14 protein-coding genes are annotated in these 17,843 nt (G+C 72.9%); 3 read left to right on the top strand and 11 right to left on the bottom strand.

The annotated features are described in order from the left end of the window. Positions 1-121: 121 nt before the first annotated feature. Positions 122-2,980, bottom strand: coding sequence for an excinuclease ABC subunit UvrA (uvrA, locus tag ACPYO4_RS12770; RefSeq protein WP_425709627.1), 2,859 nt, complete (start codon positions 2,978-2,980; stop codon positions 122-124). A gap of 278 nt (positions 2,981-3,258) precedes the next feature. On the opposite strand from uvrA, the gene ACPYO4_RS12765 reads away from it, so the two are divergent. From ACPYO4_RS12765 to ACPYO4_RS12755, 3 genes are read left to right on the top strand one after another with little or no spacing between them, the layout of a single operon-like run. Then, positions 3,259-3,957: a 3-oxoacid CoA-transferase subunit A gene (locus ACPYO4_RS12765; protein ID WP_425709626.1), complete on the top strand. Its 699-nt coding sequence runs from the start codon at positions 3,259-3,261 to the stop codon at positions 3,955-3,957. Continuing rightward, positions 3,954-4,643, top strand: a complete 690-nt coding sequence (locus ACPYO4_RS12760) for a 3-oxoacid CoA-transferase subunit B (RefSeq protein ID WP_425709625.1) — start codon at positions 3,954-3,956, stop codon at positions 4,641-4,643. The genes ACPYO4_RS12765 and ACPYO4_RS12760 overlap by 4 nt, the downstream gene beginning before the upstream one ends. Continuing rightward, positions 4,640-5,812: a thiolase family protein gene (locus ACPYO4_RS12755; RefSeq protein ID WP_425709624.1), complete on the top strand. Its 1,173-nt coding sequence runs from the start codon at positions 4,640-4,642 to the stop codon at positions 5,810-5,812. The genes ACPYO4_RS12760 and ACPYO4_RS12755 overlap by 4 nt, the downstream gene beginning before the upstream one ends. Positions 5,813-5,874: 62 nt before the next feature. Here the strand turns inward: ACPYO4_RS12755 and pcaC are convergent, their stop codons facing one another. The 10 genes from pcaC to ACPYO4_RS12705 all read right to left on the bottom strand — a co-directional run bounded on the left by pcaC (position 5,875) and on the right by ACPYO4_RS12705 (position 17,603). Further along, positions 5,875-7,050 carry a 4-carboxymuconolactone decarboxylase gene (gene pcaC, locus ACPYO4_RS12750; RefSeq protein ID WP_425709623.1) on the bottom strand — a complete coding sequence of 392 codons (1,176 nt, stop codon included), beginning with the start codon at positions 7,048-7,050 and terminating at the stop codon, positions 5,875-5,877. Further along, positions 7,047-8,381 carry a lyase family protein gene (locus ACPYO4_RS12745; RefSeq protein ID WP_425709622.1) on the bottom strand — a complete coding sequence of 445 codons (1,335 nt, stop codon included), beginning with the start codon at positions 8,379-8,381 and terminating at the stop codon, positions 7,047-7,049. The genes pcaC and ACPYO4_RS12745 overlap by 4 nt, the downstream gene beginning before the upstream one ends. Before the next feature lie 148 nt (positions 8,382-8,529). After that, a complete protein-coding gene (locus ACPYO4_RS12740) occupies positions 8,530-9,531 on the bottom strand; it encodes a TerC family protein (RefSeq protein ID WP_425709621.1) in 1,002 nt (333 codons plus the stop codon). A 197-nt stretch (positions 9,532-9,728) separates the two neighbouring features. Further along, positions 9,729-11,825, bottom strand: coding sequence for an excinuclease ABC subunit UvrB (gene uvrB / locus ACPYO4_RS12735; RefSeq protein WP_425709620.1), 2,097 nt, complete (start codon positions 11,823-11,825; stop codon positions 9,729-9,731). Positions 11,826-11,932: 107 nt separating this feature from the next. Then, on the bottom strand, positions 11,933-12,766 hold the full coding sequence (locus ACPYO4_RS12730; RefSeq protein ID WP_425709619.1) for a hypothetical protein: 834 nt from the start codon (positions 12,764-12,766) through the stop codon (positions 11,933-11,935). Positions 12,767-13,021: 255 nt separating this feature from the next. After that, positions 13,022-13,759, bottom strand: a complete 738-nt coding sequence (locus tag ACPYO4_RS12725) for a hypothetical protein (protein ID WP_425709618.1) — start codon at positions 13,757-13,759, stop codon at positions 13,022-13,024. A 107-nt stretch (positions 13,760-13,866) separates the two neighbouring features. Next, on the bottom strand, positions 13,867-14,760 hold the full coding sequence (locus ACPYO4_RS12720) for a hypothetical protein (RefSeq protein ID WP_425709617.1): 894 nt from the start codon (positions 14,758-14,760) through the stop codon (positions 13,867-13,869). 255 nt (positions 14,761-15,015) lie between these two features. Further along, positions 15,016-16,281, bottom strand: a complete 1,266-nt coding sequence (gene coaE / locus ACPYO4_RS12715; protein WP_425709616.1) for a dephospho-CoA kinase — start codon at positions 16,279-16,281, stop codon at positions 15,016-15,018. 58 nt (positions 16,282-16,339) lie between these two features. Beyond that, complete coding sequence (locus ACPYO4_RS12710) at positions 16,340-16,939, bottom strand: pyroglutamyl-peptidase I (protein WP_425709615.1); 600 nt, start codon at positions 16,937-16,939, stop codon at positions 16,340-16,342. Positions 16,940-17,012: 73 nt separating this feature from the next. Beyond that, a complete protein-coding gene (locus tag ACPYO4_RS12705) occupies positions 17,013-17,603 on the bottom strand; it encodes a hypothetical protein (protein ID WP_425709614.1) in 591 nt (196 codons plus the stop codon). Positions 17,604-17,843 lie beyond the last annotated feature (240 nt).

Raw genomic sequence — 17,843 nt, 5'->3', positions numbered from 1 at the left:
CGCCCATCCGGCAGGGCGTGGGGAGTGCTCCCCATCCGCCGCGGTGGCGGGCGCGGGCGGGCAGCTCGGCCTCGGCGTCCCGCTCACCCCCCGAACCGGACCGGCTCGGGTGGGGGCCGGGTCAGGCCGGCACGCGGTCCCGGGCACCGCCGAGCACCTCGGCGAGGAACTGTCCGGTGTAGGAGCCCTCGACCCTGGCGACCTCCTCCGGGGTCCCCTCGGCCACGACGAGCCCGCCGCCGGAGCCGCCCTCGGGGCCGAGGTCGAGGATCCAGTCGGCCTGCTTGATGACGTCGAGGTTGTGCTCGATGACGAGGACGGAGTTCCCCTTGTCGACCAGACCCTGGAGCACGAGCATGAGCCGACGGATGTCCTCGAAGTGCAAGCCGGTGGTCGGCTCGTCGAGGACGTAGATCGTGCGGCCGGTCGAGCGCCGCTGCAGCTCGGCGGCGAGCTTGACGCGCTGCGCCTCGCCGCCCGAGAGCGTGGTCGCGGACTGCCCGAGACGGACGTAGCCGAGCCCGACGTCGACGAGGGTCTGGAGGTACCGCGTGATGCGGGCGGAGGCGGAGAAGAACTCGACCGCCTCCGAGATCGGCATGTCGAGCACCTCGGCCACGTTCTTGCCCTTGAAGCGCACCTCGAGCGTCTCGCGGTTGTAGCGCGCCCCCTGGCACACCTCGCAGGGCACGTAGACGTCGGGGAGGAAGTTCATCTCGATGCGCAGCGTGCCGTCGCCCTTGCACTCCTCGCAGCGCCCGCCCTTGACGTTGAAGGAGAAGCGGCCCGGACCGTAGCCACGGACCTTGGCCTCGGTGGTCTCGGCGAACAGCTTGCGGATGATGTCCCACAGTCCCGTGTACGTGGCGGGGTTCGAGCGGGGGGTCCGACCGATCGGCGACTGGTCGACGTGCACCACCTTGTCGAGGTGCTCGGTGCCCGTGACCCGCTTGTGCCGTCCGGGGATCTGCTTCGACCTGTTGAGCGCCCGCGCGAGCGCCGTGTAGAGGATCGAGTTGATGAGCGAGGACTTGCCCGAGCCGGAGACGCCGGTGACGGCGACGAGCACGCCGAGCGGGATCGAGACCGTGACGTCGCGCAGGTTGTTCTCGGTGGCACCGTGCACCGTGAGCATCCGCTTCCGGTCGACGTCGCGCCGCTCGGCCGGGAGCAGGATCTCCCGTCGACCGGCGATGTAGTCGCCCGTGATCGAGTCCTCGACGTCGGCCAGCCCCGCGTAGGGGCCCGAGTAGACGACCCGACCGCCCGTCTCACCGGCGCCCGGACCGATGTCGACGACCCAGTCGGCCGTGCGCATCGTGTCCTCGTCGTGCTCGACGACGATGAGCGTGTTGCCCAGGTCCCGCAGCCGCGAGAGCGTGCCGATGAGCTTGCGGTTGTCCCGCTGGTGCAGGCCGATGCTGGGCTCGTCGAGCACGTAGAGCACGCCGACGAGCCCGGAGCCGATCTGAGTGGCGAGCCGGATCCGCTGGGCCTCGCCGCCGGACAGCGTGCCGGCCGGCCGCGAGAGCGTGAGGTAGGTGAGTCCCACATCGACGAGGAACCCGAGCCGGGCGTGAATCTCCTTGAACACCTGGGCCGCGATGGTCGCCTCCCGGTGGTCGAGCGGGAGGTCGGTGAGGAACTCCTTGGCGTCGGCGATCGACAGGTCGCACAGCTCGGCGATCGAGCGCCCGCCCACCGTGACGGCCAGGACCTCGGGCCGCAGCCGCGCACCGTGGCACGTGGGGCACGGCACCTGCCGCATGTAGCCCTCGTACTTCTCCTTCGACCACTCGGACTCGGTCTCCTCGTGACGACGCTTGACCTGCGCGATCACGCCCTCGAAGCCGGAGGTGTACGTGCGCAGGCGGCCGAAGCGGTTGCGGAACCGCACCGTGACCTCGTGGTCGTGGCCGTGCAGGAGGGCCTCGCGCGCGTGCTCCGGGAGCGCCCGCCAGGGGACGTCGAGGGAGAACGCGAGCTCCTCGGCGAGCGCCCCGACCTGCCGCGTGTAGTAGTCGCCCTGGCCCGACCACGGCAGGATCGCCCCCTCGTTGAGGGTGAGATCGTGGTCCGGGACGATGAGCTCGGGGTCGACCTCGAGCCGGGTGCCGATACCCGTGCAGTCCGGGCACGCGCCGTAGGGCGCGTTGAAGGAGAACGTGCGCGGCTCGACCTCCTCCAGCGTGAGCGGGTGGTCGTTCGGGCACGAGCGGCGCTCGGAGAACTTCCGCTCCCGCTCGGGGTCCTTCGGGTCGAGATCGACGTGGTCGACCACGAGGATGCCGTCGGCGAGCCGGAGCGCCGTCTCCACGGAGTCCGTCACCCGCTGCTGGACGCCCTCGCGGACGACGAGGCGGTCCACCACGACGTCGACGTCGTGCTTGCGCCGCTTGTCCAGGGCGGGGACGTCGGTGAGCGGGACGACCTCGCCGTCGACCCGGACGCGCGCGTAGCCCTGGCCGGCGAGCTCGCGGAACAGCTCGAGGTGCTCGCCCTTGCGGCCGCGCACCACGGGGGCGAGGACCTGGAACCGGGTGCCCTCGGGCATCGCCATCAGCTGGTCGACGATGTTCTGCGGCGTCTGGGACTGGATGACCTCCCCGCACACCGGGCAGTGCTGCGTGCCGGCGCGGGCGTAGAGCAGGCGCAGGTAGTCGTAGACCTCGGTGATCGTGCCGACCGTGGAGCGCGGGTTGCGGCTCGTCGACTTCTGGTCGATCGCGACCGCCGGGGACAGCCCCTCGATGAAGTCGACGTCCGGCTTGTCCATCTGGCCGAGGAAGAGCCGGGCGTACGACGAGAGGGACTCGACGTAGCGGCGCTGGCCCTCGGCGAAGATGGTGTCGAACGCCAGCGACGACTTGCCCGACCCCGACATCCCGGTGAAGACGATGAGGGAGTCGCGCGGGAGATCGAGGTCGACGTTGCGGAGGTTGTGCTCGCGGGCGCCCTGGACGATGAGCCGGTCAGTCACTCGGGCAACGATAGGACAACCCACCGACAATCGCACGCCTGTTCGAGCGACGTCCCGGTCACACGAGAACCGGGACGCGACCGTCGGCAGGTGGCATCGCCGGCACGGCAGGCCGGCCTGCCCGGGCCGGGGACCGCCGCGCGGCACCGCCTGGCCCACCACGCGGACCCGTCCACCGCCCGGTCCGTGGGCGCGGTGGAGATTCCCGGCTCGACACCCGAGGATGGTCCGGTGGAGCCGGCCCCGCCGGACGACGCGATCGACGAGGAGCGCACCGCATGCCCCAGCTCACGGACGTGGCCGCCGAGGCCGTGGCCGACATCCCGGACGGCTCGACCGTGCTCATCGGGGGCTTCGGCACCGCCGGGCAGCCGGTCGAGCTCATCGACGCCCTCATCGACCAGGGCGCCGGCGACCTGACGATCGTCAACAACAACGCCGGCAACGGCGACGTCGGGCTCGCGCGGCTCATCCAGCTCGGTCGCGTCGCCAAGATCGTCTGCTCGTTCCCCCGGCAGACCGACTCCCACCACTTCGACGCGCGGTACCGCGCAGGCGAGATCGAGCTCGAGGTCGTCCCGCAGGGCAACCTCGCCGAGCGGATCCGCGCGGCCGGGGCCGGGATCGGCGCCTTCTTCACGCCGACCGGCTACGGCACGCTGCTCGCCGAGGGCAAGGAGACGCGCGAGATCGACGGCCGCATGTACGTCCTCGAGCACCCGATCCGGGGCGACTACGCGCTGGTCAAGGCGCTGCGCTCCGACGTCGTCGGCAACCTCGTCTACCGGAAGACCGCCCGCAACTTCGGACCCGTCATGGCCGCGGCGGCAACGACCACGGTCGTCCAGGTCCAGGAGGTCGTCCCCACCGGGGGCATCGACCCGGAGACCGTCGTCACCCCCGGGATCTACGTCGACCGCGTGGTCACCGTCCCGGCCGCCGCCGCCCCCGACGCCACGAAGGAGCCCGAGGCATGAGCGCCACCGAACGCCTGAGCCGCGACGAGATCGCCGCCCGGGTCGCGAAGGACATCCCCACCGGGGCGTTCGTCAACCTCGGCATCGGCATGCCGACGAAGGTCTCCGACCACCTCACGCCCGCGCACGGCGTCACCCTGCACACCGAGAACGGGATGCTCGGCATGGGGCCGGCCGCCGAGGGCGACGAGGTCGACGACGAGCTCATCAACGCCGGCAAGATCCCGGTGACCGAGCTGCCCGGCGCGAGCTACTTCCACCACGCGGACTCGTTCGCCATGATGCGCGGCGGGCACCTCGACGCCTGCGTGCTCGGCGGGTTCCAGGTCTCCGTGGGCGGCGACCTCGCCAACTGGCACACGGGAGCGGCCGACGCGATCCCCGCCGTCGGCGGCGCGATGGACCTCGCCATCGGCGCCAAGCAGGTGTTCGTCATGATGAACCTCGAGACGAGGGACGGGACCTCGAAGCTCGTCCAGGAGCTCACCTACCCGGCCACGGGGCTGGCGTGCGTGTCCCGGCTCTACACCGACCAGGCCGTCTTCGAGCTGGGCGGCGACCGGGCTCAGGTGCTCGAGACCTTCGGCACGACGGTCGAGTCGCTGCGCACGCTCACCGGCCTCGACCTCGTCGACGCCACCGACACCACCGCCGACGACGGCGAGAACCGGGAGGAGCGGGCATGACCGCCTACGTCTACGACGCCGTCCGCACGCCGTTCGGGCGCTACGGCAAGGGGCTCGCCGCCGTGCGGCCGGACGACCTGCTCGCGAGCACGATGGTCGCCCTCCTCGAGCGGCATCCCGACCTCGACCCCGCCACGATCGACGACGTCGTCATGGGCAACGCCAACGGCGCCGGCGAGGAGAACCGCGACGTCGCCCGCATGTCCTCGCTGCTGGCGGGCATCCCCGTCACCGTGCCGGGCGTGACGGTCAACCGGCTGTGCGGTTCCGGCGTCGAGGCCGTCATCCAGGCCTCCCGGGCGATCGAGGCCGGCGACGCCGACCTCGTGCTCGCCGGCGGCGTGGAGTCGATGTCCCGCGCCCCGTGGGTCGTCCTCAAGCCCGAGCGGGCCTTCCCCGCCGGGCCCGCGACGATGGAGTCCACCTCGATCGGCTGGCGCCTGGTCAACCCGAGGATGCCGAAGGAGTGGACCGTCGCCCTCGGCGAGGGCGCGGAGATCCTCGCCGACCAGCATGCGATCTCCCGCGAGGAGCAGGACGAGTTCGCCCTCGCCAGCCACCGGCGGGCCGACGAGGCCTGGACCGCGGGCGTCTACGACCTCGAGATCGTCCCCGTGCCCGGCGCCGAGCTCACCCGGGACGAGTCCGTCCGCGCCGAGACCTCCCTGGAGGCGCTGGCGGCGCTAAGGCCCGCCTTCCGCGCGGAGAACGGCACCGTGACCGCGGGCAACAGCTCACCGCTCAACGACGGCGCCTCGCTCGTGCTCGTCGGCGGCGAGAAGGCCGCAGGGGTGGGCGAGCCCATCGCCCGCATCGTCTCGCGCGGCGTCTCCGGGGTCTCCCCGGAGGTCTTCGGCATCGGACCGGTCGAGGCCGCGAACCAGGCGCTGGCCCGGGCGGGGAGGACGTGGGAGGACGTCGACCTGGTCGAGATGAACGAGGCCTTCGCCGCGCAGTCGATCGCCTGCCTGCGCCTGTGGCCGGACCTCGACCCGGCCAAGCTCAACGTGCACGGCGGCGCGATCGCCATCGGCCATCCGCTCGGCGCGTCCGGCGGCCGCATCGTCGGGCACCTCGCGCACCAGCTGCGGGCCCGCGGCGGGGGCATCGGGGTGGCCACGATCTGCATCGGCGTCGGGCAGGGCCTCGCCGTCGTCCTCGAGGCCTGACGACCGAGCGCGGTTCCACCCGGCGAGTGAGGGGATTTTTCACTCGGCCGGCAGCATCGCGCTCACCCGTCGTGAGGGTGCGGGCCATCGAGCAGGCCCTCGTCGCGCAGGACGCGCGTGGCGATCGCGAACGCCTGGTTGCTCACGGGCACCCCGGCGTACAGCCCGGTGTGCAGCAGGACCTCGCGGATCTCGTCGACCGTGAGGCCGTTGCGCAGGGCCGCCCGCACGTGCATGGCGAGCTCACCCTCGTGGCCGAGCGCGGCGAGCAGCGCCAGGGTCAGGGCGCTGCGCATACGCCGGTCGATGCCCGGCCGCGCCCACACGTCGCCCCAGGCGTAGCGGGTGATGAGGTCCTGGAAGTCGGTGTCCAGCGCCGTCTGACGCCCCCTGGCACGGTCGACGTGCGCGTCGCCCAGCACGGCGCGGCGCACCGCCTGACCGCGCGCGATCTCCGGTCGGCCGGCGTCGAGATGCTCGACGATCAGCCCGGTGACGACGCCGGCCTGCTCGACGGCCGCGACGTGCGCCGCACCGTCGACGACCTCGAGGCGGACGTCTCCCCCGCCCCCGCGGATCCCACGCACGGTCTCCTCGGCCTTGCCCACCGGGGTCGCCTCGTCGGCGGCACCCGCGACGACGAGCGTCGGCGCCGCGATGCGCGCCAGCCCGGGGCGCAGGTCCATCGTCGCGATGGCGTCGCACGCCTGGGCGTAACCCTCCGGGTCGCAGGCGAGGAACCTCTCGCGCAAGTCGGCGCGCACGCCGGCGTCGTCGAGATCGGGCGTGAACCACCTCGCCACCACGGGGTCGACGATCGCGCCCAGCCCCTGGGCCCGGACCGTCGCCGCGCGCTCGCGCCAGGGCTGCGCCGTGTCCGTCCAGGACGAGGAGCACGCGATCACCAGCCGGTCGACGCGCTCGGGGTGGTGCTGGGCCGTCCAGCTCGCGAGCATGCCGCCGAGCGAGAGGCCGACGTGGTGCGCCCGCGCGATCCCGAGGGAGTCCATGAGGGCGACGACGTCGGCGCCGAGGTCGTCGATCGTCACGGGGCCCTCGACCTCGGGAGTCGCGGTGGCGCCGTGGCCGCGGTGCTCGTAGCGCACCACCCGGTAGCGGCGCGCGAGGACGCCCGCGGCGTGCTCCCACATCCGCCGGTCGGTCCCCAGGGAGGACCCCATGAGCACGACGGGCGCGTCCTCGGGGCCGTCGACGACGTGGGCGAGCGACGTGGTCACGAGTTCTCCTTCAACGATCGCAGGGCGCGCTCGATCAGTCCCGGGACGGCCGAGAGGGCGCGTTCGGGCTCGAGCAGGGCAGGGTCGTCCAGCTCGGGGGCGTCCCCGACGGCGGACCGCAGGGCGGCACGCACCTCCTCGTCGGTCGGCGGGCGACCGTGCGTCGGTGACAGCGCCTCGGCCACGGCACGCTGGGCTGCGGAGCGGCCGAGCCGCGGCGCGAGGGCGGTCGACAGCGCCTCCGACATGACGTGCGGGCGTGCGGCGTCGAGGTTCTCGGACATCGAGACCTCGTCGACGTCGAGGCGGTCGAGCAGCTCCGTCACCCGTTCGGCCGAGCCGCGCCCCAGGCGCACGAGGTCGGCGAGCGGCTGCCACTCGGCGTGCCACGCCCCCGTGGCGCGCTCGTTCTCGGCCAGCGCGGCGGCGAAGACGGTGGACAGCAGCCCGGGCGCCCGCATGCCGGCGGCCCGCAGCAACGCGGACCGGACCGGGTTGCGCTTGTGCGGCATGGCCGACGAGCCGCCGGCACCGCCCTCGGTGAGCTCCCCGACCTCCGTGACCGCGAGGGCCGCGACGTCGGTGCCCACCTTCGCCGCCGCGGCACTCGCGCCCGCCAGCGCCGCGGCCGCCGCCCGCACCCGGGAGCGTTCGGTGTGCCAGGGGGCGTCGGGCACCGGGAGGTCGAGGCGGCGGCCCAGGGCCGTCGCGACCGCCTCCCACGAGGCGCCGTGCACGCCGGCCGTGCCGGCCGCCCCCGCCAGCGACAGCGCGAGGTCCTCGGCGGCGACCCGCGCCGCCCGCGCCGCGCGGTCCAGGCCCACCGCCCAGCCGGCGCAGGTCAGGCCGAAGGTCGTCGGGACGGCCGCCTGCCCGAGCGTCCGCCCGACGCGGGCGGTCGCGGCGTGCCGTACGGCCAGCTCGGCGGCGGCGGTGGCCCCTCCCGCGAGGTCGGCCGCGACCCGCCGCAGGGCCTCCTTGAGGAGAAGGGCCTGGGCCGTGTCGACGACGTCCTGGCTCGTGGCGCCGAGGTGGACCCAGGCCCGCAGGTCCTCCGGGGCGGCGTCGAGCAGGTCGGCCACGAGCGGGATGGCGAGGTTGCCGCCGGCCCGCATGCGGCCCGCCAGGTCACCCGGTGCGGGCCAGTCGCGCTCGAGCGCCGCACGCAGGCGGGCGTCCGGCGGTCCGTCCGCCCCGGCGTCGACGAGGCCCGCGTCGTGCAGCGCACCGAGGAGCTCCACCTCGACCCTGACGCACGCGCCGAGGAGCAGCTCGTCCGGCGTCGGTTCGTCCGGCTCAGCGCTCGGCCCGAACAGACCGTCGTCGAACATCGCTCACAGCCTTCCGCCCGGTGGGTACCGCACGATGGTAGGCCCGCCCGCACGCCCGTGCCCGCGGTGCGCGGATCCCCGCGCCGGGGGGCGCCCGAGGAGGCGCCCCCGACCGGCCGGCCGAGGGGCGCCCCGGCGGGCGTCCGGCTCAGGACTCGTCGACGCCGGCGCGGTCGCCGGAGCTCGACCCGCTGCTGCGGATCGACCGGCTCTTGGCGATCGAGGCGACGACGGTGATGACGAGTACCCCGACGATGAAGCTCAACGAGACCGCGATGGTCGGCTCCGGGATGCCCATGAGCAGGTCGTAGCCGTGGAACGCGTGGATGAGGAGCTTGACGGCGATGAACCCGAGGATCGCGGCCAGTCCGTAGTGGAGGTAGACGAGGCGGTCGAGCAGCCCGTCGATGAGGAAGTACAGCTGGCGCAGGCCGAGCAGGGAGAAGGCGTTGGCGGCGAAGACCAGGTAGGCCTCCTGCGTGATGCCGAAGATCGCCGGGATGGAGTCGACGGCGAACATGACGTCGGCGGCGCCGAGGGCGAAGATGCACAGCATCAGCGGCGTGATGAAGGTCTTGCCGCCGTGCCGCGCGAGGAGCTTGCCGCCCTCGAAACCGTCGGTGACCGGAAGGAACCGGCGCATGAGACGGATGAACCAGTTCTCCTCGTACTCCTCGTCCTCGCCCGGCTTCTCGACGCCCTGGCGCGCCTGGGAGATGGCGGTGTAGAGCAGGAACGCGCCGAAGATGAAGAAGATCCAGACGAAGCGCTCGACGAGCGCGGCGCCGACGAGGATGAAGACGAGCCGCAGCACGAGGGCGATGACGATGCCGATGAGCAGGGCCTCCTGCTGGTACTTCCGCGGTACCCGGAACCCGGCGATGATGATGACGAACACGAACAGGTTGTCGATCGAGAGCGACTTCTCCGTGACGTAGCCGGCGAAGTACTCACCGGCGAAGCCGGCACCCCAGAAGTACCAGACGACGAACCCGAAGATCACGCCCATGGCGATGTAGCCGATCGACCACCAGGCGGCCTCCTTGAGGCTCGGCTCGTGCGGCGTGCGCACGTGCCCCACGATGTCGATGGTGATCATCGTGAGGATGACCGCGGCGAGCCCGATCCAGGCGATCGCGTGAACGTCCATGCATACCCCTCCGGTACGACCTGTCAGCTGGTACCGGAGGTCTCTTCCGTCCACCCGGGGTGGACCGCGCTGCCGAGCGGGCCGGGCCCACCGTGGTGACGACAGTCGCTGCGGGGGAATACTCCCCTCCGTCGGGCATGAGGCTACCCGAGAAGGAGCCTCCGGCCCCGCCCGCTCCGACGAGACGTATGTCGCGCTCAGGCGTTGGCGGCCTGCATCTGTCGGAGCTCCTTCTTCAGCTCGGCGATCTCGTCGCGCAGCCGGCCCGCGAGCTCGAACTTCAGCTCGCCGGCCGCCGCCTCCATCTGCCCGGTGAGCTCGGTGATGAGCTCGACGAGCTCGGACACCGCCCTGCCGGCGAGCCGGTCGCGCGCCGCGTCGGCCCCCGTGCGCGTCACCGGCCGGGGAGCCCGACCGCTCTCCTTGCGGTAGCCGCCCTCGAGGAGCTCGGCGGTGTCGATCTGCTCGCGCGCGAGCATGTCGGTGACGTCGGCGATCCGCTTGCGCAGCGGGGTCGGGTCGATCCCGTGCTCCTCGTTGTACGCGAGCTGCTTGGCCCGCCGCCGCTCCGTCTCCTCGATGGCGAACGCCATGGACTCGGTGACCTCGTCGGCGTACATGTGGACCTGGCCGGACACGTTGCGGGCGGCGCGGCCGATCGTCTGGATGAGCGACTTCGAGGAGCGCAGGAAGCCCTGCTTGTCGGCGTCGAGGATCGCCACGAGGGACACCTCGGGCAGATCGAGCCCCTCGCGCAGGAGGTTGATCCCGACGAGGACGTCGGCCGAGCCGGTGCGCAGCTCCCTGAGGAGCTCGACGCGGCGCAGCGTGTCGACGTCGGAGTGCAGGTACTGGACCTTGACGCCGCGCTCGAGGAGGTAGTCCGTGAGGTCCTCCGCCATCTTCTTGGTCAGGGTGGTGACGAGCACGCGCTCGTCCTTGTCGACCCGGTCCCGGATCTCGCCGAGCAGGTCGTCGATCTGGCCCTCGGTGGGCTTGACGACCACCTGGGGGTCGATGAGGCCGGTGGGCCGGATGATCTGCTCCACCACGCCGTCGGACTGGCCGAGCTCGTAGTCCCCGGGGGTGGCGGAGAGGTAGACGGTCTGCCCGATGCGCTCGAGGAACTCCGCCCACCTGAGCGGACGGTTGTCCATGGCCGAGGGCAGCCGGAACCCGTGCTCGACGAGCGTGCGCTTGCGGGACATGTCGCCCTCGAACATCGCCCCGATCTGAGGCACGGTGACGTGCGACTCGTCGATGACGAGCAGGAAGTCCTCGGGAAAGTAGTCGAGCAGCGTGTGCGGGGCGGTACCGGGGCCGCGGCCGTCGATGTGCCGGGAGTAGTTCTCGATCCCCGAGCACGTGCCGATCTGCTGCATCATCTCCAGGTCGTACGTGGTGCGCATGCGCAGGCGCTGCGCCTCGAGGAGCTTCCCGGCCGACTCCATCTCCGCCAGGCGCTCGGCCAGCTCGTCCTCGATCGACCGGACCGCCCGCTCCATGCGCTCCGCGCCCGCGACGTAGTGCGAGGCCGGGAAGACGTGGACCGATCCGGGCGTGCTGACGACGTCGCCCGTCAACGGGTGCAGGTAGGACAGCGCGTCGATCTCGTCACCGAACATCTCGATGCGGATGGCGAGCTCCTCGTACACCGGGATGATCTCGATCGTGTCGCCCCGCACCCGGAAGGTCCCGCGCGTGAACGCGAGGTCGTTGCGGGTGTACTGCATCTCGACGAACCGCCGCAGCAGCGCGTCCCGGTCGATCTGCTCGCCCCGGCTCAGGTGCATCATCCGGGCCACGTACTCGGTCGGCGTGCCCAGGCCGTAGATGCAGGACACCGAGGAGACGACGACCGTGTCGCGGCGCGTGAGCAGGGAGTTCGTCGCGGAGTGCCGCAGCCGCTCGACCTCGTCGTTGATCGAGCTGTCCTTCTCGATGTAGGTGTCCGTCTGCGGGACGTAGGCCTCTGGCTGGTAGTAGTCGTAGTACGAGACGAAGTACTCGACGGCGTTGTTCGGCAGCAGCTCGCGGAACTCCGTGGCGAGCTGCGCCGCCAGCGTCTTGTTCGGTGCCATCACCAGGGTGGGGCGCTGCACCTGCTCGACGAGCCAGGCAGTGGTGGCCGACTTGCCGGTGCCGGTCGCGCCGAGCAGGACGACGTCCTTCTCCCCCGCGTTCAGGCGCTCGACGAGCTCGGCGATCGCCCTGGGCTGGTCGCCCGCGGGCGTGTAGTCGGAGATGACCTCGAACGGAGCGTCGTCCCGCTGGATGTCGATGACCTCGCGCATGCGTCCAACCTACGTCGCGCCGCCGACATCGACGACGCGGCCGGGACGGACCGCGGGTGCTCCGCGGGTCGTCCCGGCCGCGCGCGGCGTGCCGGAGGGGCGCCGGGTCAGGTGACGACCAGCGAGATGAAGCCCGCGTCGCCGGCCCAGGACTCGACGATCGCGACCGCGGGGCCGACGAGGTGGTCGGCCTCGACCGCGGCGGCCCGCCAGTTGGACAGGCCGATGGAGTTGTCGTCGTTCGACCAGCTGTAGCCGTCCGAGTCGACGACGTGGAGGATCGGGTCGACGTCCGGGCTGTCGGCCGAGATGAGCGCGGGGCCGGTGTCGACGTCGACGATGGCCAGGCCGTGGCCGCCCTCGGCGATGTCGACGCCGGTGGAGCCGAACCGGTCCATCGACGCGGTGCCGCTGAGGAGCTCGAAGGCCATGGCTGTCGCGTCGCCGGAGTACTCGGAGATCGTGAGCTCGTAGACGCCGGCGTCGAGGACGGTCACCGCCGCGGCGTCGAGCGTGCTCGTGCTGGTGGAGAACAGCTCGACGTGGTCGGCGCGGTCGTCGTAGCGCTCGTCCACGCCGTTGCCCGTGATCTCGATGACCATGTCCTCGTCGGCCGAGGTCGCGGCGAGCGCGACCGCCGCGCGCTCACCCACCACGAGGCGGCCGTTCCAGTCGTCGCCCTCGAGCATGGTGCCGGTGCCGGAGACGCCGACGACGGTGCCGTCGTAGGCCTCGATGTGGACGGTGTCGGCGACGCCGTCGCCGTACAGGGTGCTCTCGGGGGCGGTGGACGGGCCGGGGTCGACCGGGCCGGCGCCCGTGCCGCCCGTTCCGCCGGGCCCGCCGCCGGGGATGGGGTCGCCGGCGCAGGCGGACATGCCCGCCCCGAGGACGAGGACAGCTGCTGCCGCTCCGATGCGGCGAAGGTCGGTGGTGGTCATGATCGCTCCAAGGGGGTGTGGCTCTCGACCCGCGGACGATGCTGTCCGTCGGGCCGTCACCGGTGATCCGGGGACTGATCACGAACGTAGGGATCGCGGCGCCGCCGTACCACCGTTCGTGTGGGGCAGGGCACACCTCCCCGCTCGCGCGCCGCTCCTGCGCACGCCGGGACGCGGGTCGTTCCCTGGCAGCCGGCGCACGGTGTCCCGCGCCGCTCCGCGAATGCACACGCGCGACGGCCCCGGCCCCTGGCCTCAGCTCACGCGGATGTCCTCCGGGACGTGGGCGATGAGGATGTCGTAGACCGCCCGGTCGAGCTCGAGGTCACCGGTGCTGCCGGCCACCAGGGAGCCGGACATCACGTCGCCGGCCTCCCAGTAGTAGATCTCCTCGGTGGTGTCGTCCGGCGGGCCCTGGCCCTCCTCGACGGCCGTGAGCCCGAGCGCGGACAGCTCGGTGCGGATCTCGTCGCCCGTGCCCGGGTCGAGCTCGACCGTCTCCTCCACCTCGGGCTCCTGCTGGGCGACGTCGCCGCTGAGGTAGGAGAGCGTGTCGCCGTCGAGCATGACGACCTCGGCGGTCGTCACCCCGCCCTCGGGCACCATGTGGGCCATCGAGACCGCGTGCTCGGGGGCGAGGGTCACGCTCTCCCCGGCGGCCGGCCCGTCGCCCGCGTCGTCCCCTCCACCGGTGCCGTCCTCGCCGTCCGTCCCGGGAGCGAAGCCGGTCGACCCGCCGTCGTCCCCCGTGGCGGCCTCGTCGTCACCGGCCGCGTCCGACCCCGTCTCGGCGGGCGGCGCCTCGGACTCGGACTCGGAGGGAGCCGCGTCCTGCGAGCCGCTCTCCGCGTCCTCGGGGTCGGTCTGCGAGGTGGCAGGGGGCTCCGTGGTCTCCTCGGGCTCGTCGTCTCCGCCACATGCGGACAGGACCAGTCCGAGCGCGGCGACGGCCGCGGTGGTGGTCAGTGCTCGTCGTGCTCGGGTGGTTCGCATCGTGCTCTCCTCCGTCTGGTGAGGCTGGTACCGCGGCGCGCACGGAGCACGCCGGACGTCCGACGGCGGCCGGCACCGAGGTGCCGGCCGCCGGGTGGGGCGATGGGTCAGCTGATGCCGACAGAGGTGGTGCCGGCGTCGCCACCATAGGTGTTGACGGCGATGACGACCGGTTCGACGGTCTCGCCCGGCAGGACGATGAGCGAGTTGAGACCGTCGCCGCCGTCGTCGTCCTCGTACGCGGTGTGCGAGGACGGCATGAAGGTCCACAGGACCGAGTCGATCTCGCCGTTCGTCGCGATCGACTCGTTGCCGGTCGCGAGCTCGCCGATGGCAAGGGTCGCGGCCTGGCCCGTGATTTCGAGGTTCGCCGTCCCCCCGGCCGGGATGACGGTGGTGCCGGAGAGCACCTCGAGCTGGTACTGGGCCGCGTCCCCGCCGTACTCCGTGAGCTCGAGCGTGTAGCTGCCCGGCTCGAGGACCTGGGTGATCGCCGGGTCGAGGTTGCCCTGGTCGAAGCTGAAGATGTCGGCGTACCCGTAGGTGTCGTCGATGCCCGCGTCGACGTCGCCGCCGGAGATCGCGAGCTGGAGGTCACCGCCGTCGGGCGAGGTCGCACCGACCGCGACGGCCGCGCGCTCGGTGACCTCGAGGGTCACGGTGGCCGCGCCCCCGGAGGGCACCTCGCCGGTCAGCTCGCCGGAGACCTCGACGCCCTGGCCGCCGCCGGAGACGGGCGGCTCCTCGGGGGGCGGCTCCTCGGAGGTGGGCTCCTCCGTGGTCGGCTCCTCGGAGGTGGGGTCCTCCGTGGCCGGGGGCTCCTCGGAGGTCGGCTCCTCGACCGGGGGCTCCTCGGTGGGCGGTGCCTCGGTGGAGGGAGGCGCCGGGGGCTGACCCGTCGGCGCGATCGGGCCGGAGTCGCTGCAGGCGGCGATCCCCGAGGCGGCAAGAAGGACGATCCCGGCGGCCGCCACTCGGCGGCGGTTCGTGGCGATGCTCATGGTGCTTCTCTCTGTGTGGTCGAGGCGGTGGTCACCTCGGTGGATGGTCAGGGGCGTCCGGGTCACGAGCGGATCACCGTCCGCGCCCCGTGTGGCGGCACATCCGGCTCGCAGCCCTCGCGAGCCGTGTGACCGACTGCCACTGGTGGAACCGTATGTCCGGCCGGGGCGCACGGATGACCGGGTCGTTGGGGAGGGCACCCCACCCCATGCCCGGCAGACCTCTGACCAGGGGCGACGCCGGGAGGGCACGCATCATGCGGCGGACGCGTCGCGCAGGTCGAGGTCCGGGACGACCCCGTGGCCCGCCAGCCGGCCCGCGACGAGGGCGGTCCCGCGCAGGCCGAACCACGGCTCCTTCCCCTCCGCGTAGCCGCCGGTGCGCGCGTCCGTCGCGTGCCGGGCCGCCAGCGCCTCCTTCATCGCGGCGTAGTCCCTCCGCGCGTCGGTGTCGTCGCGCAGCGCGTCGCGCATGGCGAGGGCATACCGCCAGCCGGGCGAGCCGCTCTCGCGCACGTGAAGATTGACGTCGCGACCCGGGTCGGCGTTGAGGTGGAACCGCTTGCGCCAGACCGGGCCGTCCGCCGGGTGCGGCCGGTCCCGGGCCTCGGCGTCACGGACGGGGAAGCCCGCCGCAGCGAGGACGCCGGTCACGCGGTCGTCGTCGAGGTCGTCGACGCCGACCTGCAGGTCGATCACGTCCTTGGCCACGAGGCCGGGCACCGCGGTCGAGCCGACGTGCGAGACGTCCGCGGGGATCCCCGCGGCCCGGAGGACGGCGCCGACGCGCGAGACGAGGCGCGCGCCCTGCGCGGCCCACAGCGCGCCGACGTCCCGGCCGTCCTCGGTGCGCGAGGCCGGGTCGAGCAGCACGGGACCGCCCGAGCGGTCGGCCACCACACCCGCCCGCACGTTCGCCTCGTAGGGGCGGATGCGCTGCGACCAGACGCGGTCCACCGACGTACGCAGCTCGTCGGGGGTGCCCGTGTTGTCGAGCCAGATGTCGGCGACGGCCCGCCGCTGATCGTCGGTGGCCTGGGCGGCCACCCGAGCCCGGGCCTCGTCGACCGTCATGCCCCGCCGTTCGACCATCCGCCCGATCCGCACGTCCTCGGGCGCGTGGACCACGAGCAGGAGGTGGTACCGGTGGGCGAGGTCCGCCTCGACGACGAGCGCCACGTCGTGGACGACGACGGCGGCCGGGTCGGCCGCGACGGCCTCGGCCTCGAGTCGGACGTGCTCCGCGTGCACGAGCGGGTGCGTGATCTCCCCCAAGCGGCGGCGGGCCTCGGGATCGGCGAAGACGATCGCCCCGAGGGCGGCCCGGTCGAGCGTCCCGTCGTCGGCGAGCACGCCGGGCCCCCACTCCTCGACGACGGCGCGCAGCCCCGGCGTCCCGGGCTCGACGACCTTCCGGGCGAGCACGTCCGCGTCGACGACCACGGCGCCGAGCCGCGCGAGCTCCGCCGAGACGGTCGACTTGCCCGACGCGATCCCGCCGGTGAGGCCGACGGTCAGCACGGACGGCCCCCGCGGTCAGGACGTCGGCGAAGGTCCGGCTGCCGGACGAGGTCGCCGCTCACAACTTGGCCGTCGCGAGTGCGGCGACCATCGCGCCCACGGCCCGGGTCGCGTCGCCGACGGACAGGTGCTCGGTCGGCGGGAGGTGGACGAAGCCGGCGCGCGTTCCCGGTGCGTGCGCGCGTGCGGTGTCCAGGGCGGTGTACAGGACCGCGTTGCACACGTAGAGGCCCGCGCTCGCGGACGTCGTCGCCTCCACGCCCGTGCCACGGGCCGCCGCCAGTGCCGCGCGGACGTCGATCGTCGCCAGGTGTGCGTCGGGGCCACCGTCGCGGACGGGCTCGTCGACGGGCTGCTCGCCGTCGACGTCCGGTATCCGTGCGTCGACGAGGTTGACGCCGACGCGTTCCACGCTGATCACCGTGCGGTCCGCAGCGAGCCCGAGCGCCAGCAGGAGTCGGGGCGCGTGGGTGGACACGAGCTCGCGCATCCTTGCGGTCGCCCGCGCGAAGGACGTGGGCAGGACCTCGGTGACGAGCTGCGTGCCGTCCACGGGCGGTCCGGCGGCGGCGAGCTCGCGGACGACGTCGGCGGTGGGGTTCTCGGTGTGCGGGCCGAAGGGCCCGAAGCCGGTGACCACGATCGTCCCGGCGGTCATCGGCGGATCCGGGCACGGACGGAGGTCTGCTCGGCGAACACCCGTCAAGCGTAGCCGCGCGGCGGGGACGGGCTCAGTCGTCCTCGCTCGCGTTGTACTCCTCGATGGCGGCCTCCCCCTCGTCGCGCACCTCCTGCGGCACGACGTCGAGCGCCGCGTCGACGAGGTCCCACATGGGCTGGTGGTCCCCGGTCGCTGACGAGTCGTACCCCGTTCCGGTGACCTGGGTGATGACGTAGTCGCCACCGGCCCCACCGCTGGAGTGCGAGTCGTCGTACCCGTCCCCCGTGTCGGCGGGGACGCCGAGGGCCTCCCAGGCGGCCATGACCTCCTCGAGGTCGCCGTCCTGCGCGTCGAACGTCTCCGAGAAGAGCGGCTCGTCCTCGTAGCGCGACCCGGCGGTGTAGGTGATGCCGTCGGGGCCCACCGTGACGGTCTCCATCGAGTCGTGCGGCGGCGGGACCGAGCCGGACAGCGAGCGGACCTCGATCGTGAGGTCGTCCGGGTAGTCGGCGGAGGGCCCGTCCGCGGTGGTCGTCTCCTCCCCGTCCGCGGTCGGCTCCTCGGTCGGGGCGACGCTCGGGTCGTCGCACGCGGACACCCCGAGGGTCAGCAGCGCGGCGGCCACGACGGCGGTCAGGCGACGGTGGGCGGTGGGCAGCATCGGGGTGGGTCCTCTCGGCGTGGGCTGGATGCTCGGACGCTACGCCGCCCGGCGATCGGTCCGCGTCGCCGACGTGGGCCCGGGGTACCCCTCACCACCTGGGTACTCGTCCGGCACGGGATGACCGTCCGGCGGGGCGCTGCCGAACACCCGGGCGCAGCGTTATGCCCGGGCGCAGCGGCACGCAGCGACCGGCACGCCGATCCGCCCGCACCCACGAACGCCGACGCCCGGCCCCCG

Origin of the sequence: Georgenia sp. Z1491 (assembly GCF_049856175.1) — a bacterium.
Taxonomy (GTDB): Bacteria; Actinomycetota; Actinomycetes; order Actinomycetales; family Actinomycetaceae; genus JB111.
The sequence above is the reverse complement of the archived record's forward strand: the minus strand, read 5'-3'. Positions and strand labels throughout refer to the sequence as shown.